At 69.6% G+C, this 20204-nt stretch carries 20 protein-coding genes; 8 read left to right on the top strand and 12 right to left on the bottom strand.

Annotated elements, in window-relative coordinates; all coding sequences use genetic code 11:
* Positions 1 to 79 precede the first annotated feature (79 nt).
* Positions 80 to 2092, top strand: coding sequence for a glycosyltransferase family 2 protein (locus ACYVF6_RS12370; RefSeq protein WP_460520415.1), 2013 nt, complete (start codon positions 80 to 82; stop codon positions 2090 to 2092).
* Between the two features lie 150 nt (positions 2093 to 2242).
* Here the strand turns inward: ACYVF6_RS12370 and ACYVF6_RS12365 are convergent, their stop codons facing one another.
* Both ACYVF6_RS12365 and ACYVF6_RS12360 read right to left on the bottom strand, forming a co-directional pair.
* Complete coding sequence (locus tag ACYVF6_RS12365; protein ID WP_460520412.1) at positions 2243 to 2938, bottom strand: CBS domain-containing protein; 696 nt, start codon at positions 2936 to 2938, stop codon at positions 2243 to 2245.
* Positions 2913 to 3104, bottom strand: coding sequence for a hypothetical protein (locus tag ACYVF6_RS12360; protein ID WP_460520410.1), 192 nt, complete (start codon positions 3102 to 3104; stop codon positions 2913 to 2915). The genes ACYVF6_RS12365 and ACYVF6_RS12360 overlap by 26 nt, the downstream gene beginning before the upstream one ends.
* 226 nt (positions 3105 to 3330) lie before the next feature.
* Between ACYVF6_RS12360 and ACYVF6_RS12355 the strand changes: the two genes are divergently transcribed.
* Positions 3331 to 3591, top strand: a complete 261-nt coding sequence (locus ACYVF6_RS12355) for a hypothetical protein (protein ID WP_460520408.1) — start codon at positions 3331 to 3333, stop codon at positions 3589 to 3591.
* Positions 3592 to 3597: 6 nt separating this feature from the next.
* Here ACYVF6_RS12355 and ACYVF6_RS12350 read toward each other — a convergent pair whose 3' ends face one another.
* On the bottom strand, positions 3598 to 3840 hold the full coding sequence (locus tag ACYVF6_RS12350) for an acyl carrier protein (protein ID WP_460520406.1): 243 nt from the start codon (positions 3838 to 3840) through the stop codon (positions 3598 to 3600).
* A gap of 126 nt (positions 3841 to 3966) precedes the next feature.
* On the opposite strand from ACYVF6_RS12350, the gene ACYVF6_RS12345 reads away from it, so the two are divergent.
* From ACYVF6_RS12345 to ACYVF6_RS12335, 3 genes are read left to right on the top strand one after another with little or no spacing between them, the layout of a single operon-like run.
* Complete coding sequence (locus tag ACYVF6_RS12345; RefSeq protein ID WP_460520404.1) at positions 3967 to 5625, top strand: LuxR C-terminal-related transcriptional regulator; 1659 nt, start codon at positions 3967 to 3969, stop codon at positions 5623 to 5625.
* A gap of 60 nt (positions 5626 to 5685) precedes the next feature.
* Positions 5686 to 6513, top strand: a complete 828-nt coding sequence (locus ACYVF6_RS12340) for a class I SAM-dependent methyltransferase (RefSeq protein WP_460520402.1) — start codon at positions 5686 to 5688, stop codon at positions 6511 to 6513.
* A gap of 31 nt (positions 6514 to 6544) precedes the next feature.
* A complete protein-coding gene (locus ACYVF6_RS12335) occupies positions 6545 to 6820 on the top strand; it encodes an SPW repeat protein (protein ID WP_460520400.1) in 276 nt (91 codons plus the stop codon).
* A 199-nt stretch (positions 6821 to 7019) separates the two neighbouring features.
* Here the strand turns inward: ACYVF6_RS12335 and ACYVF6_RS12330 are convergent, their stop codons facing one another.
* Positions 7020 to 8267 (bottom strand): MFS transporter, encoded by a 1248-nt coding sequence (locus ACYVF6_RS12330; RefSeq protein ID WP_460520398.1) that lies wholly within the window; start codon positions 8265 to 8267, stop codon positions 7020 to 7022.
* Positions 8264 to 9613, bottom strand: a complete 1350-nt coding sequence (locus ACYVF6_RS12325) for an MBL fold metallo-hydrolase (protein ID WP_460520396.1) — start codon at positions 9611 to 9613, stop codon at positions 8264 to 8266. Before ACYVF6_RS12325 ends, ACYVF6_RS12330 begins: the two co-directional genes overlap by 4 nt.
* Before the next feature lie 52 nt (positions 9614 to 9665).
* Here ACYVF6_RS12325 and ACYVF6_RS12320 point away from each other — a divergent pair, with 52 nt between their 5' ends.
* Together ACYVF6_RS12320 and ACYVF6_RS12315 are read left to right on the top strand one after the other, a co-directional pair.
* Complete coding sequence (locus tag ACYVF6_RS12320) at positions 9666 to 10328, top strand: ArsR/SmtB family transcription factor (RefSeq protein ID WP_460520394.1); 663 nt, start codon at positions 9666 to 9668, stop codon at positions 10326 to 10328.
* Positions 10325 to 11464, top strand: coding sequence for a cysteine desulfurase family protein (locus tag ACYVF6_RS12315; protein WP_460520392.1), 1140 nt, complete (start codon positions 10325 to 10327; stop codon positions 11462 to 11464). The genes ACYVF6_RS12320 and ACYVF6_RS12315 overlap by 4 nt, the downstream gene beginning before the upstream one ends.
* Positions 11465 to 11504: 40 nt before the next feature.
* On the opposite strand, the gene ACYVF6_RS12310 is transcribed toward ACYVF6_RS12315, so the two are convergent.
* Positions 11505 to 12011 carry a hypothetical protein gene (locus tag ACYVF6_RS12310; RefSeq protein ID WP_460520390.1) on the bottom strand — a complete coding sequence of 169 codons (507 nt, stop codon included), beginning with the start codon at positions 12009 to 12011 and terminating at the stop codon, positions 11505 to 11507.
* A gap of 55 nt (positions 12012 to 12066) precedes the next feature.
* On the opposite strand from ACYVF6_RS12310, the gene ACYVF6_RS12305 reads away from it, so the two are divergent.
* Positions 12067 to 12507 (top strand): MarR family winged helix-turn-helix transcriptional regulator, encoded by a 441-nt coding sequence (locus ACYVF6_RS12305; RefSeq protein ID WP_460520388.1) that lies wholly within the window; start codon positions 12067 to 12069, stop codon positions 12505 to 12507.
* A 39-nt stretch (positions 12508 to 12546) separates the two neighbouring features.
* Here ACYVF6_RS12305 and ACYVF6_RS12300 read toward each other — a convergent pair whose 3' ends face one another.
* The 6 genes from ACYVF6_RS12300 to ACYVF6_RS12275 are packed head-to-tail and all read right to left on the bottom strand — an operon-like array spanning position 12547 to position 20184.
* Positions 12547 to 14094, bottom strand: a complete 1548-nt coding sequence (locus tag ACYVF6_RS12300; protein WP_460520385.1) for a lipopolysaccharide biosynthesis protein — start codon at positions 14092 to 14094, stop codon at positions 12547 to 12549.
* Positions 14088 to 15602 carry a hypothetical protein gene (locus ACYVF6_RS12295; RefSeq protein WP_460520382.1) on the bottom strand — a complete coding sequence of 505 codons (1515 nt, stop codon included), beginning with the start codon at positions 15600 to 15602 and terminating at the stop codon, positions 14088 to 14090. The genes ACYVF6_RS12300 and ACYVF6_RS12295 overlap by 7 nt, the downstream gene beginning before the upstream one ends.
* The gene (locus tag ACYVF6_RS12290) at positions 15599 to 16819 is read right to left on the bottom strand and encodes a glycosyltransferase family protein (RefSeq protein ID WP_460520379.1); all 1221 of its coding nucleotides are present in this window, start codon (positions 16817 to 16819) and stop codon (positions 15599 to 15601) included. Before ACYVF6_RS12290 ends, ACYVF6_RS12295 begins: the two co-directional genes overlap by 4 nt.
* Positions 16819 to 17769 carry a glycosyltransferase family 2 protein gene (locus tag ACYVF6_RS12285; protein WP_460520376.1) on the bottom strand — a complete coding sequence of 317 codons (951 nt, stop codon included), beginning with the start codon at positions 17767 to 17769 and terminating at the stop codon, positions 16819 to 16821. Before ACYVF6_RS12285 ends, ACYVF6_RS12290 begins: the two co-directional genes overlap by 1 nt.
* Positions 17762 to 19117 (bottom strand): O-antigen ligase family protein, encoded by a 1356-nt coding sequence (locus tag ACYVF6_RS12280; RefSeq protein WP_460520374.1) that lies wholly within the window; start codon positions 19115 to 19117, stop codon positions 17762 to 17764. The genes ACYVF6_RS12285 and ACYVF6_RS12280 overlap by 8 nt, the downstream gene beginning before the upstream one ends.
* Complete coding sequence (locus ACYVF6_RS12275) at positions 19114 to 20184, bottom strand: glycosyltransferase family protein (RefSeq protein ID WP_460520371.1); 1071 nt, start codon at positions 20182 to 20184, stop codon at positions 19114 to 19116. Before ACYVF6_RS12275 ends, ACYVF6_RS12280 begins: the two co-directional genes overlap by 4 nt.
* Between the last annotated feature and the right edge of the window lie 20 nt (positions 20185 to 20204).

Below are 20204 nucleotides of genomic sequence, written 5' to 3'. Positions count from 1 at the left end.
AGGGACCTTCGCCTGTTTTCGGGTCGGCCCGGAAGCTGCCAGATTGCGGAAGATAACCGCGTTCCGGGGAGGGGATGTCGTGATCGGCATCAAGATGAGCGTGATTGTCGCGGTCTACAATCCTGGGAAGTACCTGCCCCGCTGCGTGGAATCGCTGCTTCGGCAGTCTCTCAACAGTGATTCGTACGAAATCATCCTGGTCGACGACGGCTCGACGGACGGCTCCTCGGCGATTCTGGACGACTATGCCGCAGCGCACGCCAACGTACGCGTGCATCACCAGGAAAACTCCGGGTGGCCTGGCAAGCCACGCAATGTCGGCATTGATCTGGCTCGTGGCAGGTACGTCCAGTTCGTTGACCAGGACGACGTGCTGGGGCCTGAGGCACTGGAGCGGCAGTTCGATTTCGCGGTGCGCAACGACTGCGATGTCCTGGTGGGGAAAATCGTCAATACAGTCGGAGCCGTCGCGCACAACCTCTTCAGCAGGAACCACGGCAACTGCACTCTCGACGAAGTTCCGTTGATCCGGAGCCTCAGCCCGCACAAAGTCTTCAAGCTGGATTTTCTCCGTGAACACGGAATTCGTTTCCCAGAAGGGAAATGCCGCCTGGAGGATCAGCTGTTCATGGTAAAGGCGTACCTGGACGCTCGCACAATCTCCGTGCTCGCTGACTATCCCTGCTACTACTGGCTGCTGCGTGACGACGGCAAGCATGCCAGCCGCTCGTGGTCGGCACCGGAAGGATACTTCGTCAACCTGCGCGGCGTCCTCGACGCGGTCATGGCCCGTACGGAACCAGGACCGTTCCGTGACCGCATCCTGAGTCGCTTTCTGGAGCAGGAGATGCTGCACAGGTTGGGCATGCCCCTGCATCGATTCGGGCCGAAGCGACGGGCCGAGCTCTACGGTGAGATCCGCAAGCTCTATCTCGAACGCTTCCACGGCCAGTCGGTTCTGGACGTGATCTCGCCGATCATGCGTGTGCGGGCCGCGCTCCTCGCCGAGGATCGGATGGATACGTTGATGGAGTTCGCGCTGCGGGTCGACGGGATCCGCGGTGACGTACGGCTGCACAACGTCGGCTGGCAGCAAGGCCGGCTGTCGGGTCGGCTCACCCTGACGTTGCGGCACCCCGACGGTCAGCCGGTGACAGTGAGAAGGCAGGGTTCGGGTTACACCCTCGATGACCGGCTGACCGAAGGTCTGGTGCCTTCGGACCTGGCCCACCTCACCGACGAGCTGGACGCTTTCACAGCCGACGTGTCCATCAAGCACCGCCAGTCCTCGGTGATCTGGTTCGCCCGGAGCTGGTTCGGCCACCCGCGGACGAGCGAGTCGGCTGACCGGACGTCGTTGTCCTGGCAGGGCGGGTTCGAGCTCGACCCGGGTACAGCCGCAGGCGGCGAGCCGCTCAATCCGGGCGTCTGGGATCTGCGGGCCGGAGTACGCGCGTTCGGGCTGTCCGGTTCTGCCAACGTCGGCGCATGCCGTGACAGAGGCGTCGGCCAAGCACCGGAGCTCGCCCTCACCGGCGATCCCGGGCGATACTTCGAGCCCTACTGGACCGTTCGTTCCAACCTGGCGATCAAAGCCACGGACGACGATGCGGTTCTGCTCAACGTACTTCGCCGGCAAGCCGGCTTTGCGCCCCGCGTGGACGGGCGAACCGTGGCAGTTCCCGTACCGGTGAAGATCTCACCCGGAGCCAAACCCCGCGGCCTCCCGATCGCCGTCCGGAGCGAGCGGCTCCTTCATCGGGAGTCTGCCCTGCTCATGACCGACGACGCGGGTGGGGCGGTCCTCTCGGCTGACCTGTCCGGCACCCACCTGCGGCCCGGTGAGCGTGCCGCGCTGGTGGTCCAGCCCGCTGGAGCGCCGAATCCGCACCCCATCGCCCACCTCCGGAGCACGAGATCGGGACACCTACACGCCAGGCCCGCCGTCGGCGCAGTCCGCAGGACTGCGCTGTCCGTGCTGTCCAGACCCCGGGTTCGCAGAATCGGGACACAGCTGCTCCGGCGTGCACCCGCCCGGCCGGAGCGCCTGATACGTCGCACCGTCCAGTGGATCCTCACCGGCACGCGATGAAACCAGGCCGCGCGCCCCAGCCGAGATCAGCCAACCGGTGGCTTGTGGGTTCGCACGACGGCGTAGACGGCGGCTTCGGTCATGCGCTTCTCCTGCGGAGACAGCGAGGGGGCAAGGGCGAACGAGGCGGGCAGGCCGTTCATCGTTCTCCTACCCCGATGTGGCGGAACGGGCCGTGCCGAGCATCGAGATCGTGTCGTCGACGGTGTAGGCGAGCTTGTTGACGACGTCGACCACTCCGTCCGCCTGCCGGGCCATGAGCTCGGCGATCGGAAGAAGGCTCCTGCGCCCGAGCTCGCCGGTGAGCGTGACGACGCCGTCGTGGACGTCGACACGGATCGCTCGCGGATCCGGCCAGAGCGCGTACTCCACCACGTCGCGCTGGACGGCTCGCCGCAGCTCGGCGTCGGAGACGAGAAAGGCTCGCAGGAGGTCGGATCTGGTGACGATGCCGACGGCCACACCCCGGTGGTCGACGACGATCAGCCTGGTGATGTGCCGGCCGGCCATCAGGCTCGCCGCCTGCCGAAGGGTCGCGCCCTGCTCGATCGTGACGGCGGGCGAGCTCATCAGCTCTTCCGCGGTAGGCGCCGCTGCGCGGGAGCGCACCGTTCGGAAGCGCCGGCCGAGCCAACCCGGCTGGGGAGGAGGTGCCTGCGGTTCCTCCTTGAGGATCAGATCCCACTCCGAGATGACACCAAGTGGCCGGTCCGCGCTGTCCAGGACGGGGACGGCGCTGATGCCCTTCGCCGACAGCAGGTAGGTGATGTCCTTGAACGAACGGGACGGCTCCGCGCTGATCAGGTCACGGGTCATCACGTCAGCGACGGTCTTGTAGCTGCGCATCCTCGTTGGTCTCCTCGAGTCGCTTGAGCTCCGCCGCGATCTGGTCTGCCCAGGCGGCGATCGGTTCGGGGTTACGGAAGTCGCCGCCGTGGTTGGCGGCTATCCGGCGGACCGGCCAGGAGCCGGTGTTGTCCACTCCGACGACGATGCAAGGCCGGGTCGTCATGTGTTCGGTCCCTTTTGTGCTGAGCCGATGCCTCACAGCTTCAGTGTCGGATCCAAGAGCGCAGGCGCCCCAGGGCCACTCGCAACGCTTACCGAGGCACTTCGCCTCGCGCGATGACTGGGCGTTGGCCACTGGCCGCAGGCGTGAGTGAGGGCTTCACTGGAGGGAGGTGGTACGGACCGGTCCGTACCAAGAAGCCTTCACGGGAAACGGAGTTGACGAGGCGATGGCCTTCGTCGAGATCGAGGGAACCAGGCTACAGGTGGCTTGTCGAGCCAAGAATCTGGAAGACATGCTGGAGCGGGCGGTCAGCGCATACCTCGACCGGACGCATCAGCCAAACCACGCCAAGGTCAGGAGCCGCAGGATCGACGGCTGGTGCCGTGACTACCGACGCTACGACGTCTACGCCGAAACCGATACGGACAGTGGCCGAGGGCGCCGGCATCGCTACTTCGAAGTAACGGTCTACCAGCGCATCCCATGACGGCCGTCAGGAATGTTTGACGAGGTAGGTCTCGCAGTCACCTACGGAGCTGAGCAGCGGGTAGTCGTCCTCCGCGATGGTGTGGCCGGAACGTTCGCTGAGCTGGACGATGAAGCCCTCGAAGTCGAGTGAATCCAGTTCCAGGTCTTCGCGGAGCCGCGTTCCGGATTCGAGGTGCTCCGCGTCGACATCCGGTGCGATTCTCTGCAACGCCTCGCGCACGGCGGTGAAAGCTTCGTCAACGGTCATGGCGCGTGCGATGGTGACTCGTGCCGTGCCGGCCCGGTTCCTGGTGAAGGAGCGCCGGGGTGCCCGGAGCATCGCGATCCGCGGTTCGCTGTTCCTGGGGCATTTCCGGTTCACAATGAGATGGCGATGACAGATGACGCGATCGAGGCGGCGCGTGAGGCAGACGAGCGCCGCGCGTGGGGTGAGGCGTACCGGCGGTACCGGCGACTGGCCGATGCCGCCGGCCTGGATGCTGACGGCCTCGAGCGGCTCGCGGTCTCGGCGTACCTGACCGGCCGGCTGGAGGCCTGCACCATCGCGTGGGAACAGGCCCACCGCGCCTGGCTGGGGGAGAACCAGCCTCTCCGAGCCGCTCGGTGTGCGTTCTGGCTCGGACTGGTCCTGAACCTGCACGGCGAAGCCGCCCGTGGCGGCGGCTGGCTTGCCCGCGCCGGTCGCCTACTGGACGAAATGCCCGACTGTGTGGAGCAGGGCTATCTGCGGATAGTGCCGTCGCTCCAGGCCATGCATGCGGGCGATCCCGGCACCGCATATCGGATCTCGCGGGAGATCGCCGGGATCGCCCAGCGGTTCGGCGATCCCGATCTCCTGGCGCTTGCCCGATTGGGCCTGGGGCAAGCGCTGATCGCTCAGGACGAGTCCGGTCCCGGCATCGCCCTCCTGGACGAGACGATGATCGCGGTTACGACCGGCGAGGTGTCTCCGATCCCCGCGGGCATCATCTACTGCGCGGTGATCATCGCCTGCCGGGAGGTCTTCGATCTCCGTCGCGCGCAGGAGTGGACCATCGCGCTGAACCGCTGGTGCGCGGCTCAGCCGGACCTCAAGCCGTACCGCGGACAGTGCCTGGTGCATCGCTCGGAGATCGCGCAGTTGCGTGGCGACTGGGTCGAGGCCATGACGGAGGTACGCCGGGCTTGCGACCAGTTGTCCGACCCGCCCGGCAACCCGGCCATGGGCATGGCGATGTACCAGCAGGCCGAGCTGTTCCGGCTGCGCGGGGCCTACGACCGGGCGGAGCAGGCGTATCGGGAGGCCAGCGGCTGGGGCCATTGCGTACAACCGGGCCTGGCGCTCCTGCGGCTGGCCCAGGGTCGGATCCACGACGCCGTGGCGGCGATCCGGCGAGCACTGGACGAAGCCGACGCGGCCGTCGAGCGAGCACGGGTGCTCGCGGCGTACGTCGAGATCCTGCTCGCCACCGGTGAGTTGGCGGCGGCATCGTCTGCCGCTGGCGAGCTGGACCGGATCGCCGAGGACTTCGGCTCGGTCTACCTGCGCGCGGTCGCCGACCACGCCCGCGGCTCCGTTCTGCTCTCCGGCGAGGACGCGGCGGCCGGGTGTGCTGCACTGCGGCGGGCGCTGGCGTCGTGGCAGGGACTCGCGGCGCCGTACGAGGCGGCCCGGACCCGGCTGCTGCTCGGGCTGGCGTGTGCGCGGCTGGGTGACTCCGACGGCGCGGGCCTGGAGTGGGGCGCCGCCCGCCAGGTGTTCGGCGAGCTGGGCGCCGCACCTGACCTGGCTCGATTGGAGGCGTTGGGCGGGTCGGCCGCTGCCGGTGCCGCAGCCGCTCTGGGCGGGCTCACCGGCCGGGAGGTCGAGGTGCTCACACTGGTGGCCACCGGCATGACCAACCGCGAAGTCGCCGCCGCGCTGACCGTCAGCGAGCACACCGTACGGCGGCACCTGCAGAACATCTTCGGCAAGCTCGACCTCCGGACCCGAGCCGCCGCGACGGCCTACGCGTACCGCCACGGCATGGTACGTACGGACCACACCGGCTGAGCCGAACTTGGCACACGCGGGCGATGAGCGACTGGCCCTGGCCTTCGTACCGTCACCTCCATGACTACTTGGGACGACATCGCAGAAAGATACGACGAGTACACGACTCCGAAGAGCCTCCAGTACGGCGCGGAGATCCTTGACCTGCTGGGCATCGGCGGCAGCATGCGGTTCCTGGACGTGGCGGCGGGCAGCGGGGCGCTGAGCATCCCGGCGGCGCGGTCCGGCGCGGACGTCCTCGCGACCGACCTGTCGCCTGTGATGATGGAGCGGCTGCGGGCCCGCGCCCGCTCCGAAGGGCTGACGCGGCTCGAAACCGAGGTGATGGACGGCCTGGACCTGAAGCTCGCCGACGACAGCTTCGACGTCGCGGCCTCCCAGCACGGGGTGTCGCTCTTCCCAGAGGTCGGCCGCGGGCTGGCGGAACTGGTTCGCGTCACCAAGCCGGGCGGGAAGGTCGTCGTGGTGGCGTTCGGCGCGTTCCAGAAGGCCGAGTTCATCGGCTTCCTGCTCAGCGCGATGCAGGCCGCGGTGCCGGGATTCACCGGGCTGGCGGCCGACGCGCCGCCGCCGCCGTTCCAGCTGTCCGACCCCGCGGTGTTCCGGGCCAGGCTCACCGAGGCTGGTCTGCGGGACGTCCGGGTCGACACCATCAGCTGCGACACGCCCTTCGACTCCGCCCGGCACCTGTGGGACATGGTCACGTCCAGCAACCCGATCGGGGCGGACATGGTCGCCGGCCTGACAGCCGAACAGCGCGCAGAGGTGCGCCACGTCCTGGACGGCATCCTGCGCGAACGTTCCGGCGGCAGCCCCGGCGCGGTCCTCCATCTCGAGCTCAACATCGGCACGGGAACCAAACCAGACCCGCGGGCTGTCCAGCCGTAGTTTCGGCGGCCTGGCTGCTCGTTCCGATGTTGTGTTCTGCCTGGCTGTTCGCGCGCTTGCGTGTCCGTGGGTGCAGGACCACGACGGCAGGCACCTGACCGCCCAGCGCGGCATTCTGGCCGTGGTCGCGTTGGCGCTGCCCGGGGCCTTCATCGACGAGTGGATGGCGGCCGCGGCTGGTGGCGTCGCGTTCATCGCACCGTGGCTGTTCTCCTACACGACATACGACGGTGCGGCCTGGACCTCGTGGATTGTGGGGCTCTTGGTCGTGATCGTCGCACTGACAGCTGTGCCTGCGAGCATGTAGGTCTATCGCGCTCAGCACCACGGCGTCTGAGGGGTGTCAGCGAGCGAACACCTGGTGCCGGCCATGACAATCCATCTGATGGCACGATGGCCATGGCCGGCGCCGGTGGTCACGAGGTCGATTCTGCCGTCCAGGTCAACCGTTTCGCGGGTGGTCGTGGCGTATCCGACACCGGCCGCCGCACTCGGAGGGGGAGGGCCTATCTGCTGCCCTGCCTGCCCTGCTTGGGGTGGGTTTCGCTCATCCGGGCCAGGACCACGAGCCCGGACGCCGCGGTCAGGGTTGCCACGCAGGCGATCGCGGTGGTCATGCCGAACGCGTCGGCCAGCAGGCCGGCGATCAGGGCGCCGACGGCGAAGCCGGCGTCTCGCCACAGTCGGTAGACGCCCACCGCGCTGGCGCGCCATCGCGGGTGGGTGACGTCGCCGATCGCGGCCAGGAGCGTGGGGTAGACCATGGCGGTGCCGGCGCCGAGCAGCACGGCGGCCGTCACCCACATCGCGTACCCGGTCATCGTGGCGAACAGGGCCAGACCGGCTGCCTGGGTGAGCATTCCGGCCACGATGAGGTACTTGCGGCCAAGGTGATCGGACAGGTGCCCGGTGACCAGCTGACCCAGCGCCCACACCGCCGGATAGATCGCGGCGATCGCGCCGACCTGCGCGAGGGTCAGTCCATGGGCGGTGAACAGGATGGGCAGCAGTCCCCAGGCCAGCCCGTCGTTGAGGTTGTTGACCAGCCCGGCCTGGCTGACTGACGACAGGGTGGGATCGGTCAGGCTGACCCGCCTGAACACCGCCCTGGTGGACAGCTCCTCCGACGCCCCGGCATAGCTCGCCGCTTCGTGGTCGGCGTGTGCTCTGGTCTCGCGGACTGCGAGTGTGGACAGGCCGAGCGCGATCGCGACGTAGGCCGCGCCGAGCAGGAACGGTACGGGCCGCCATCCGTAGTGGGCGGCCAAAGCGCCGGTCAGTATCGCCGTGACCGCGAGCGCGCCGTAGCCGGCGGCCTCGTTCAGGCCCATCGCCAGACCCCGCCGCGCCGGGCCGGCCAGGTCGATCTTCATGATCACGGTTGTGGACCATGCCAAGCCCTGGTTGACGCCAAGGAGCAGGTTGGCAGCGATCACCCAACCCCAGTTGGGTGCCCAGATCAGCAGCAACGGCACGGGTACGGCCACCAGCCAGCCGGCGATCAGGACCGGCTTGCGTCCGTACCGGTCGCTCCACGTACCGGCGAAGAAGTTCGTCACCGCCTTGGAGGCCCCGAAGACCACGATGAACAGCAGCCCGAAGGTGGCGCTGGTCAGCCCGAACTCCGACTCGCCGAAGCTGGTGAGGATGCGCTCCTGGCCGAGCAGCCCGCCGACCAGGGCGTTGACGAGCACCAGCAGGCTGAACTGGGCGAGGTTGGCGCGCAGGCCGAGAACCGGCGCCGGTGCGGTCATGAACCTTCGACCAGCCCGACGCCGGCGGCTTCGGCGACCTCGTCAGGGCCACCGGCGACCACAGTGGTGGGCCGTCCGGCTCGGGCAGCGAGGCTGGCCGCGGTCATCGCCCGTTCGCCGTGGCCGCACATCGTCAGCAACGGGCCGTCGGGCAGGTCAGCTTGCTGGACCGACCCGAGCTCGACCGAGACGGAGCCGGGTAGGTGGCCCGCGCGGTATTCACTGTCCTGGCGTACGTCCAGCAGTGTCGACTTCGGCAGCAGTTCGGCTGCCTCCCGCGGGTTCACCACGTCGATCCGCGCGAGTTCACCGGGCCATGCCTTCATGCCGCCGGCCAGTTCGCCGGCCAGGTTCTCGTAGCCGATCTTCCATGCCTGCCAGACGATCTCGGCCGGGTCCTGGCCCGGATCGCGGACTACGACGATCGGCGTCCGGTCGTCCAGCACCCAGCCCAGCCAGCTCGCGAACTGGTCCCGCAGCGGGATCGACACCGCGCCGGGAATGTGCCCTGCGCCGAACGCGGCCACGGGTCGCGCGTCCACCACCGTGGCACCGTCGGCCAGCAGCCGCTCGACGTGTGCGACGTCCAGCCGAGGGAGGACGGCGGCTTCGTCGACAACGCGCGGCCCGGCGCGGTTCACCTGCTGCAGCCGGCCGAAGTACGTCGGATAGCTGCCCATCCCGGCGATCAGCCTGGCCACGAACGCGTCTTCCGTGCCCTCGGTCAGAAGGGCGTTGTGGGCACGTTCGGCGCCGATCGTGGTGGTTCGCTCCGACCCGGGCGGTGCCGAGCAGAACGAGCCCGCACCGTGCGTGGGCCAGATGGCGGTCTCGTCGGGCAGCGCCAGCAGGCGCTGGATGGAGCGGAACTGGGCCCGGGCCAGCTCCTCCGTTCGCGCGGCGTCGACCAGATCCGTCCGGGCTGCCGAGCCGACCAGCAGAGAGCCGCCGGTGAACACGCCGATCGGGCGCCGGCCGTCCAGCAGGACGTATGCCAGGTGCTCATCGGTGTGGCCCGGTGTGGCCCACGCCCGTAGCGTCAGCCCGCCCAGGTCCAGCTCGTCGCCATCGGCCAGGCCTACGTGCCCGAACGCGCGGTTCCCGGCCGCCGACGCCAGGACCGTCGCGCCGTCCCGGGCCTGCAGCTGCCGGGCGCCGGAGACGAAGTCGGCATGCAGATGTGTCTCCGCGACGTAGGCGATGGCCAGACCGGCCCGCTCGGCCTCCTGCCGTACGTGCCGCAGGTCACGCGACGGATCGACCAGCAGGCCGCGGCCGTCGCCGAGATCCAGCAGGTACGTCGAGTTCCCCAGGCCCTCGTCCACCAGGCCGATCGGTTCGATCATTGCTACAGTGTTCCATAGAACTATGGAGAAGCGTAGAGAGGGCAGCGAACCGATGGGTGATCGAGGAGCGAAGGCGGCTCTGTTCGACCAGCTGGCCCGGGTGGGCAAGGCGCTGGGCAATGCAACCCGGCTGGAGTTGCTCGACCTGCTGGCACAGGGGGAGTACAGCGTCGAAGCGCTCGCCCAAGCCACCGGGATCGGTCTGACCACCGTGTCGGCGAACCTCCAGACCCTCAAGCAGGCCGGGCTGGTGACCACCCGCCGCGAGGGCACCAAGATCCACTACCGGCTCGCCGGCGCCGACGTCGCCGCGCTCTACTCTCGGGCCCGTGACGTCGCGACCGCCCGCGTGGCCGCGGTCGAACGGGCTGCCCGCGCCTACCTCGGCGACGACGTGCGGCAGGTCACCCGTACCGAGCTCCTGTCGGCGCTGGACCGCGGTGAAGTCACGCTGCTGGACGTCCGGCCCACGCACGAGTACGCCTCCGGCCACATCCCAGGCGCGCTCAGCGTTCCGGTCGACCAGCTCGAGGCCAGGCTCTCCGAGATCCCGGCCGACACCCACGTCGTGGCCTACTGCCGCGGCGCCTACTGCGTCTTCGCCCACGACGCCGTACGCCTGCTCACCGGCGCCGGACGCCAGGCCAGCCGGCTCGAGGAGGGTCTGCTCGAGTGGCGTCTGGCCGACTTGCCCGTCCAGGAGGCGGCGGCGTGAACGAGCCGATCTACCTCGACTACAACGCCACGACGCCGGTGGATCCGCGGGTCGTCGAGGCGATGCTGCCGTACCTGGCCGAACACTTCGGAAACCCTTCCAGCGCCCACCACTACGGCCACCAGCCACAGCGCGCACTTGCGGAGGCGCGCGGCCAGGTCGCCGCGTTGATCGGTGGTAGCGCGGACGAGATCACGTTCACCGCCAACGGATCCGAGGCCAACGCGCTCGCCATCCGCGGCGCCGTCCTGGCGAGTGGCTCCGGTCAGGTGCACGTGATCACGCAGGAGACCGAACACCCGGCGGTGCTCGCCACCTGCGAAAGCCTGCGCCGCTTCCACGACGCCGACATCACCTACCTGCCCGTCGATCAGTACGGCCAGGTCGACCCCGCGACCCTCGCCGCAGCCATCACGCCCGCAACCGTCCTGGCATCGATCATGGCCGCCAACAACGAGACCGGCACCCTGCAACCCATCCGGCAGCTCGCCGACATCGCACACCGGCACGGCGTCCTGTTCCACACCGACGCTGCCCAGATCGTCGGCAAGCTTCCCGTCGACGTTCACGAGCTCGGCGTCGACCTGCTCACCGTCGTCGGCCACAAGATGTACGCACCCAAGGGCGTCGGCGCGCTGTGGGTCCGCGCCGGAGTCGAGCTCGAACCCATCCTCTACGGCGGCGGACAGGAACGCGATCTGCGCGCGGGCACCGAGAGCGTCGCGCTCGCCGTCGCACTCGGCACCGCGGCCGACCTCGCCGCAGCCGACCTGTCCGCCGGATCACCTGCACGGCTCCGCGGCCTCCGCGACCGGCTCGAGCAAACACTCGCCGACCGGCTACCCGGCCGCGTACAGCTCAACGGCCATCCCACTGGGCGGCTGCCCAACACCGCCAACCTCGGTATCACCGGCATCGACGCGAATCAGTTGCTCGCCTCCGTCCCGGATCTGGCTGTCTCCACGGGATCCGCCTGTCACGCCGGAACCAGTGAGCCTTCTCCCGTACTGATGGCGATGACCGGAGAGCGCGAGCGGGCCACCTCGGCCGTCCGGCTCAGCCTCGGCCGCTGGACCACCGCCGACGACGTTGACCGTGCGGCCGTTCTGCTCGCCGAGGCCGTCAGCGGCGTCTGATCCGCCCCGGTACGGCGCGTCGCGAAGAACATCACCACAGTCACCGAACCCGAGCATCGCGACCTGCTCCACCGCGAGGCGGGCGTGGTGTCGGGCAGGAGAGCTCGGCTGCCAGTCGAGTGCGCAATGCCCAGGCCAGCAACCCGATCGAGGCCACCGCCAGCACCGGTTGGATCGGCGCCCACAGCGTCAGAGCACCAGAGGCGCCGACGGCCAGCACGACGAGCTTGTTGCAGACCGGGCACCCGATCGCCAGGAACGACAGCAGCCCGCCTCCCGCGCCTCGGCCCTTACCGACTGGATCGGCCGGGGAGTGTACGTACGTGCCCGCAAGCAGCCCGCCGAGAACAGCCGACATCGCGAGCGTGACGTAGGTCCACCAGGCTGCCGGAACGACCCGGTCGGTGAACGGATTCGGGAGCACATCGGTCAATCCACCCGCCAACACCGCGAACACCACCGCCGTGGCTGCCGCGGTCAGCCATCGCCGTGTCGGCCACGCCAGAATCGACACCATGAGCCGCATCGGCCCCGGACTGGATACCATGGTTCGGAAGGTTACTACATAGTGAAGGAAACTTCACTAGTTTGGATGGATTCTTGTGAACGCTGACGCCGACGTGGCCGTGGATCGGCTCTTCGAGCTGGCCGTAGTCCTCGGTGACCTGATGAACCGCCGGCTGGCCGACCACGGGCTCACCCCGGCCCGTGCCGAAGTCCTCTGGCTGCTACGCGCCAACGGCGAACTCACCCAGCGCCGGCTCAGCGAACTGCTTCAGTGCACGCCCCGCAACGTCACCGGACTCATCGACGCCCTGCAAAACGCTGGATTCGTCACCCGGGCTCCACACCCGACGGATCGCCGCGCCTTCCTCATCAGGCTGACAGCAGCCGGGACCGCGCTCGTCACCAGCTGGCGGCACGACCGCGACCACAACACCGCGGCCATCTTCGCCAACACACCCGCAGCCGACCTGGCCACCTTCGTCAACCTCCTCGACCGCGTGCTGGCAAACCTCGACCCGGCAACCAGCACGCGATGAACCAGCCTTCGTTCTCAGTCACGACGTCGATCACGCTGCCTACCGCATGGCCTGAGATCGCCGGCGGCGCGATCCGAGGACCGTCCTGAGCCGACGCAGTTCAGTCGCGTCGACGTAGCGGACGGCCACCAAGGCGGTGACAACGAGGACCGTCGCGAGCGCACCCCGGCAGCCGACAGCCAACGCCGCCCCGGCGCGGCCAGGACCGTCCGGCAGCGTGCCGGCCAGTGCGAACGTGAGGCTCGTCGCCGCCAAGGCGGCCGCACACGGCGGGATGAGGATCCGTACGGCCGGCCAGGCCGGCCGGCCGGAGCGGCGCTGAACGTGCACGACGAAATAGGTGCTCGCCACAGCGGCCGCAACCGCCGTGGACAGCGGCACGCCGACCGGGCCGGCCAGCTTCAGGCAGGGGTAGGTGAGCAGCAGGTTCAGCCCGGTGGTGAAGAACGCGTAGCGCGTCTCGCGCCCGGGCTCGCCTTCGGCACAGGTCAGCACCGAAGCGGCATGCACTGCGAGGTTGACCACGCTCCCCGCGGCCAGGATCGCGAGTGTGACGGCCGCGAGCGGTACGGGTTCGCCGATCCACAGCCGGATCAGTGGGTCCGCGCACACCACGAGGGCGGCGCCACCAACCGCGGCGAAGGTCGCGAGGTAACGGGTCATGTGGAGATAGATCTTGTCCAGCCGGTGTCGCGATCCGCTGGCGGCGACCCGAGCCACCACCGGGAAGGCGGCGGCGGTGACGAGTGAGACCGGCAGGCGGAAGAGGTTCGCGACCCGGCGCCCTGGCTCGTACGCCGCTGCTGTGGCCGGTCCGAAGTACGCGCCGAGCACGATCCCGTCGGCCTCGAGGTTGACCACCGTCGCAAGCCGGGTCGCCTGCACCCGCAGGCCGTAGCGCAACGTGCCGGAGACGTCGGACCACCGCAGCAGGCGCAGCGACGGCGTGAGTGCCGGCACCTCGGAGTGCGCCACGCACACCACGACGACCGTACGGATGACCGCGACCGACGCGGCGCCTGCCGCCAGGCCCGTCGGCCCGCCACCGGCGACCGCGATCCGGATGGAGATCGCCGCCGTCAGGAGCGCGGCACCACACTCGATTCCGGCCAGCGCGAAGTAGCGCTGCGTCCCTTCCAGGACCGCACGCCACGGCAGCGCCATCCCACCGATCCAGGACGAGAGCAGGATCAACGCGATCGCGAGGCGGTCTACTCCGAGGCCTGGCTGGGGGAGAAGCGACGCGACCAGCGGCCACGACACGGTGCCCACCGCGAACGCGAGCCCGCCGAATCCCAGTCCCCACAGGGCACACATCATCTGCACCGCCCGGGCCCGGCGCCGACGTGCTGGCTCCGTCCCTTGCGCGACCTCGCGAATCAGCGCGGACCCGAGGCCCAGGTCGAAGTAGCCGAGGATTCCGGCCAGGCCGCTGAGCAGCACCCACACGCCGAACGTATGGGCGCCGAGCCCCCTGAACAGCACCGGGAGCGTCACTACGCCCGCTGCCAGCGAGACCAGCCGGCCCAGGATCAGGATCGTTCCGTTCCGCACGACCCGGGCCACGGGATCGGCGGTGGTCACCATCGTTGCGGCGATCCCGCTTCGTGCCGTGGTCGCTCCTTCGCCGGCCCGGGGAGCGGGGCGAGGACGTCGGCGTGGTGCTCCTGACCGATCTGTTCCGCCGATTCCGGCTGTCCTGGCTGCGGAACCCACTCGGGCTTCCCGCCAACGGCGGACGTACCGGCCCCACCGATACCGGTACGTCCACCGTTGGCGATCACCACCCCGGCGAGGGGTAGACCGAACTGGTGGAGAATCCGGGCCGCCCTGCGAGCCTCGGACTCCTCCGTCGATCCGCTGGAGACCACCAGGATCACCGAGTCCACCTGGTCTGCCAGCGCGGACAGGTCGGCTCCGGCGAGGACCGGGGGACCGTTCAGGATCACGAGGTCACAGCGGGACGTCGCCCGGCCGACGAGCGACCGGAACGCCAGGCTGCTCAGCAACCGCCGGCTGACGGAAGGTGTGCCGGCGTCGGCAGGCACCACCCGTAGCCCTTCTGGACGGGTGGACGACAGCTCACCTCCGGTGGCGAGCAGGCGTTGCAGGCTCTCGTCCGCGCATTCGGGGAAGTGCCTGGCCAGGCCGGGCCGGCCGAGGCCGGTGTCGATCAGGGCCGCCCACAGCCCCTGCTCGACCAGGCCCAGCCCGAGCAGAGCCGCGACGAACGTCGTCGGCTCGGACTCGGTGGGACTGGTCACGAGCAGCCTGCGGCCGGGAAGCGCCGCGTACGGTGCCAGCGCGGCCACCGTCGAACGGACGGAGGCCGCGACGCGACGCCGGCGGAACGCCTGCCTGGCGTCCTCGCGGAGCCGGCGAGTCTTCGGGACAACGCCGAGAACCTCTGTGCCAAGAGCCGTCTCGACCTGGGTGGGCGACCGCAGCCGCGCGTCGGACTGGGCGCCCAGCACGACGATCGCGACGCCGAGCAGCAGGCCGAGCAGGCCGCCGAGCGCGAGGTTCAGCGCCGGCTTCGGCATGGTGGCGACGTCCGGCGGACTGGCGCGGTCCAACGGCTGGGCGGCCAGGACGCCGCGCCGGCCGAGCACCATCCGGCCGCCGGACACCTGTTCGTGCACGACGTCCGCGACCGCGTTGGCCAACCCGCTGGCTTCCTCGGGGGACGTGGCGGAGGCGGTCAGCGTGATGATCGTGTCACCGGGCTCGTAGGTGGCGTCCGCCCGGCCGAGTGCGTGGCCGGACGGCACCCGAGCGGACCGCGCGGCTGCCTGTACGACGTTCGCCGACTCCGCCAGATGGGCGACGGTCGGCACCATGGCCTGCAGCATGGAGAGGTCGAACCTGGACGACTCGTCGCCATCTCGTTGTCCGGTGGGTGGGTTGCTGGCGTCGGCTGCCCGTACGTCGTCCGCGTACATCACCACGACTGATGAACGGGCCTGGTACGTGGGCGTCAACAAGCTCGTCACGGCGTACGCACCGGCCAGGCCACAGCAGGCCGCCAGCACGATGACACCGATGCGCCATGGAGCTGTGCGGACGACGGTGAACAGTCCCAGCGACGTGCTCATCCCCGGCCTCCGTCCGGCCGGCGTGCCGTACCGCGGCGAGCGGCCGGCGCCCCTCGGGCCGGCGGGCTCGGGCTGGCTGCCAGCTCACGCCAGACGCGGCACAGCTCGTCCCCGATTCGCGACCAGCTGAACTCCTGCGCACGCGCCCTGCCCGCGGCGCTCAGATGCGCGGCCAGCCGGGCGTCGGCGCGGAGTTGCGCGAGGCAGTGCGCCAGGGCTGTCACGTCACCGGCGGGGTAGACCAGTCCGGCGTCGCCGATCACATGCGGGATCTCACCCACGTCGCTGCCGATCACGGGAACGCCACATGCCATCGCTTCGACCAGGACCCGGCCGAACTGTTCCTTGAGCGGGATGCCGATCCACGGTGCGACGTTGCGCTGGATCACGGGTATGGACGGAAGGACGAGGACATCCATCTGCGCGAGCAGGTCCGGCAGTTGATGGCGGTTCGCCCACGGATGCAGGCGGACCCGGCCCGCCCGGCGGACGGACTCCCGCTCGACGGCGCTCTCGAGCCGGCCCTTCCCGACCAGCAGGAGGTTGGCGTTGACGAGGTCGGCCGCGGCGAGGAGGTCGGGAATCCCCTTGTGGCGTTCGAGCCAGCCGACGAAGCCCACGGTGAACGGGCGTGGCCTCAGCGCGGGCCGCGGAGTGAACAGGTCGGTGTCGACACCCAGCGGAACGACGTGAGACCTCCCTCGGTAGCCCTTGGCGCGCAGCACTCCCTCGGCCGCGGGAGTGATCGGAGTCGCGCAGCTGATCCGGCTGTAGGCACGGCGTTCCAGGGCCGGGAACGGATAGGGGTATCGCGTGACGAGGTTCTGCGCGGCGTACAGCGTCACCGCCGCCTGCGGCCAGTAACGCGTGCACAGGTTGAGGATCTGGAACGTCGAGAGATAGCCGGCCTCGCCGATGACGTGCACGATGTCGGGCGGGCGTTGCCCGAGGACCTGCTTCGCCAGTTCGCGCCCGCTGCTCGGGCGATACATCACGGAGGCGTTGTGACCGGTTGCCTGGTCGCCGACCAGGCGCGGGGCGATGTGGACCTGGACCTGTGGGTAGGCGCGCATCAGCTCACGGGCACCGCGCCGGCTCGCCGGCGACACCGAAGCGGAGAAGACGGTGAGCTCGATGCCTGGCCGGCCGGCCAACTCGGCGCAGAGTGCGAGCCAGTGGTCGAGGGGCTTGGCAATCGGGGCGATCAGAACGTGCATCAGGGACGACCTGCTTTCTTCGCGTGTGCGGACCAGGCGAGCCGGGCGATCCGCCACCAGACCCGAACCCGTTCGGTGCCTGTGTTCGAGGCGAAGATCGTGCGGACCGATCCGGTTGTCATACCGATCAGCGCCCGGATGAAGATGGCCGAACGCACCACCTGGTAGCTGCCGGGCCGGTGGCGCCGGAAGAAACGCAGCATGCTCTGGTACAGATACGGCCAGGTCTGACACGCGACCTTGCTGCTGCCTCCACCGATGTGCATCGCCTGGGCCGCGGGCTGGTAGAGCACGCTCGCGCCGTGCCGCCACGTTGCCAGGCACAGCTCCTCGTCCTCGTAGTACATGAAGTAGCCGGCATCCAGCCCGCCCAGCTTCGTCAGCAGTTCGGTACGGATGGCCAGGCAGGCGCCGGACAGCCAGTCGACAGCGACCGGCGGCGTGGGATGGCCTGCCTGGCAGGCGTCGTATGCCGCTCGGCGGTACCGGCCGCTGCACAACCGGCGGACGCGCACCGGCAGGAGGCTGCCGCCGAACCTGCTGGCGAGCACGGTTCTCCAGGACTCGAACGGGTGGGCGCTGATCCGCGGCCGGCCGTCCGGCCCCACCAGCCGGGGTCCCACGATGCCTGCTTCGGGGTGGTCGCGAAGGGTCTGCAGCAGGATGCGGATGCTGCCCGGTGCGACCACACAGTCGGGATTCACCAGCACCGCCACGTCGGTTCGCACCTCCGCCAGGGCCTGGTTGACAGCGGCGGCGAAGCCGAGGTTGCTGTCGTTGCCGCGCAGCCACACGCCGGGATGGTTCCGGGCGACGGTCCTCAGCGTGCTGTCGGTGGAGGCGTTGTCGACCACCTGGATCGCGAGCCCTGTCTGGCGTAGCGCCGTCAGGCACCGCGTGATGTGCGCCGCGGAGTCGTAGGTCACCACGATCGCGGTCGCTTCAGGCATAGGCGGGGCCACGCCGTAACAGGTGTTCACGGGACGGAAGATCGGGCGAGCAGACATGTTCGGTTCCTTCGTACGGATGGGATTTCCGGCCCGATTGCCGGTCGTTCCAATGCGCGGTGAGCATGGTCAGCGCGGCGAGCAGGCCGAGCTCCCAGTGCCCGTCGGTCGGGGCGGCGAACGTGGCGCTGAGCAGGAACCCGCACAACGTCGCGGCGAGCCCCAGAGCTGGGCCGGACGTCGTGCGCAAGCCGGCACTGACGGCCAGCAGGAGAGGCGCGAGGACCGCGAGCAGGCCCACGAGCCCGAGGTTGGCGAGCACGATCACCCAGAACGCGTGGTAGGTCGGTCCCACGTCGGTGCGGCCGAGGCCCTCGAGGTAGACGCTCCGGGAGCTCTGGCCGAGACCTGCGCCGATGAGCGGGTGTTCGGACCACGCCCGCAGGCCGACGACCGCCTCGGCCTGCCGATAGCCGGGCGAGTCTGACAAGCCTGCCTTGACGATGTTCCAGCGATCGCCGATGCCCGGGTCCAGGGCCGCTCCGCCCAGCAACGCGAGACCACCGGCGGCCACCGCGACACCGGCAGTCGTACGGACGCGTGCCGAACCCCGGATCAGGAGGATCAGCACCGCGGCGCCGCCGGCCACCCACAGCGTCCGGTACTCCGTGAGCATGATGTTGGCCGCGAGCACCGCGCAAACCGCGGACAGGCCGGCCCGCCGCCGGCCGGACACGGCGCCGGCGCACGCCATGAGCGGTGTGAGTGCCAGGGCCGAGAACAGGCCGACGTCCTTGTAGTGTCCGGCGAGTATGACGACGAGGAGCGCCGCCACGAACGTCGCTCCGGCCGCCTCGACCGCGCGGCGCGCGCTGAGACCGGCGGTGGCGAGGAAGAAGTACGCCGGGATGACGGCCACCTGATAGGCCGCCACCATGACGAGATAGGGCTCGTTGTCGCGGGCCAGTCCGTAGCCGGCGCCGAGCACGATCGCCGCGATGAGGATCAGCATGGGGACGTCCACCGCTGTGCGTCGTCGACGGAACTGTGAAGGTGCGACCAGCCGGCGGGTGGCGAGGGCGAGCGCTCCCGCCAGCAGGATGCCGCTGTGGATCAGCACGACCGTGGGCAGGTCGTGGCCCGCCGCCGGACTGGCGGCAATCCCGCCGCCGAGGACCCCGGCCGGGAGACAGAGCCACGGCAGTACCAGGAAGACCAGGTAGCACGTGACGCCGGCGCCGGCCAACCAGCCGGCTGGGCTGGGCAGCAGGGCCACGGCCAGGGCAGCCAGGACTCCGCAGGGCATCGCGATGAGCGCCGACGCCAGTGCGCCGGGGTGGTGAGGTGTCATGCGTGCTCCCCGGTACTCCGCCGGCCCGTGGTCGTCGGCGGACCACTGCGTTGCTCGAGGTCGGTGAGCAGCCGGCGAACCTGGGCACCCCTGACCGTCCAGCTGTTGGCCACTGCCGCGGTCCGGCGTGCGGACACCGCAGCCGGCGATGCCTGCCCCGTCAGGGCTTTCTCGATCCCGGCGGCGAACTCCGGCGGATCGTGAGCGAGGTGGACCAGACCCTCCAGGACACCAAGAGCGGGCAGCGCGGTCGCGACCACGGGCTTGCCCATCGCGAGGTACTCGTACAGCTTCTTGGGCTGGACGTAGTCGACCAGCGAGCCCAGCCGGTACGGGATCAGGCAGACGTCGCCGCCACGAAGGAGTCCCGGCACCATGTCGTAGGGGATCTGGCCGGTCAGCCGTACATTGGCCAACCCGGCAAGGCGTGCGCGGCCCTCCTTCGTCGACGGCCCGGCGAGGACGAACGTCCACTCGGGGTGGTCCGCGGCGACCCGCGCGATGAGTGCCGCGTCGAAGGCGCGCGTGTCGACCGCTCCCGTATAGACCAGCCGCGGTGACGGTAGTTGCTCGATCCATGGTGAGCTGGGCCGGTCCGGGCGAAACCGCTCGGGATCGCACGCATTGGACACGATGACGATCCGAGCGTCCAGGCCGGCGGCTCGCTGGATCCTTGTCGTCAGGGCCGGCGACGACAGCAATATCAGGTCCGCCTTCTCCATGACCCGTCGCTCGGCGCGGCGCAGGTGCCGGCGGTTCCATGCTCGGGTGAAGGTCCAGTCGAGGTCGGTGACGTCGTACACGACGCCCTGCTCGCGCTCGCCCAGCCGGCCGGACATCGACGCGGCGAGCGCCTCGCCGATCCACGTCACTCGCCGACCGGGCCGGCGACGTAGGAAGCGGCGAAGGAACCACGCGGCGACCCAGCGATTGACGGAGTTCGCCGGCGGGACCACCGTGCCGAACGGCAGTACGGCCGGCGGGATGGCGTGCCACAGCGCGGGACCGACCTGGCGAACGGCGAACCGCCATCGCATCCGTCGTCCCGGCGGGTCGACGTAGAGCACTCGCCGATCCTTGGCGATCT

The sequence above is a fragment of the Flindersiella endophytica genome, assembly GCF_054779015.1.
The sequence above is the reverse complement of the archived record's forward strand: the minus strand, read 5'-3'. Positions and strand labels throughout refer to the sequence as shown.

Coding starts and splice junctions, on each gene's coding strand:
- ACYVF6_RS12365 (WP_460520412.1), bottom strand. CDS start 2,938: ATGCGCAGCTACAAGACCGTCGCTGACGTGATGACCCGTGACCTGATC.
- ACYVF6_RS12360 (WP_460520410.1), bottom strand. CDS start 3,104: ATGACGACCCGGCCTTGCATCGTCGTCGGAGTGGACAACACCGGCTCC.
- ACYVF6_RS12355 (WP_460520408.1), top strand. CDS start 3,331: ATGGCCTTCGTCGAGATCGAGGGAACCAGGCTACAGGTGGCTTGTCGA.
- ACYVF6_RS12350 (WP_460520406.1), bottom strand. CDS start 3,840: ATGACCGTTGACGAAGCTTTCACCGCCGTGCGCGAGGCGTTGCAGAGA.
- ACYVF6_RS12345 (WP_460520404.1), top strand. CDS start 3,967: ATGACAGATGACGCGATCGAGGCGGCGCGTGAGGCAGACGAGCGCCGC.
- ACYVF6_RS12340 (WP_460520402.1), top strand. CDS start 5,686: ATGACTACTTGGGACGACATCGCAGAAAGATACGACGAGTACACGACT.
- ACYVF6_RS12330 (WP_460520398.1), bottom strand. CDS start 8,267: ATGACCGCACCGGCGCCGGTTCTCGGCCTGCGCGCCAACCTCGCCCAG.
- ACYVF6_RS12325 (WP_460520396.1), bottom strand. CDS start 9,613: ATGATCGAACCGATCGGCCTGGTGGACGAGGGCCTGGGGAACTCGACG.
- ACYVF6_RS12320 (WP_460520394.1), top strand. CDS start 9,666: ATGGGTGATCGAGGAGCGAAGGCGGCTCTGTTCGACCAGCTGGCCCGG.
- ACYVF6_RS12310 (WP_460520390.1), bottom strand. CDS start 12,011: ATGGTATCCAGTCCGGGGCCGATGCGGCTCATGGTGTCGATTCTGGCG.
- ACYVF6_RS12300 (WP_460520385.1), bottom strand. CDS start 14,094: ATGGTGACCACCGCCGATCCCGTGGCCCGGGTCGTGCGGAACGGAACG.
- ACYVF6_RS12295 (WP_460520382.1), bottom strand. CDS start 15,602: ATGAGCACGTCGCTGGGACTGTTCACCGTCGTCCGCACAGCTCCATGG.
- ACYVF6_RS12290 (WP_460520379.1), bottom strand. CDS start 16,819: ATGCACGTTCTGATCGCCCCGATTGCCAAGCCCCTCGACCACTGGCTC.
- ACYVF6_RS12285 (WP_460520376.1), bottom strand. CDS start 17,769: ATGCCTGAAGCGACCGCGATCGTGGTGACCTACGACTCCGCGGCGCAC.
- ACYVF6_RS12280 (WP_460520374.1), bottom strand. CDS start 19,117: ATGACACCTCACCACCCCGGCGCACTGGCGTCGGCGCTCATCGCGATG.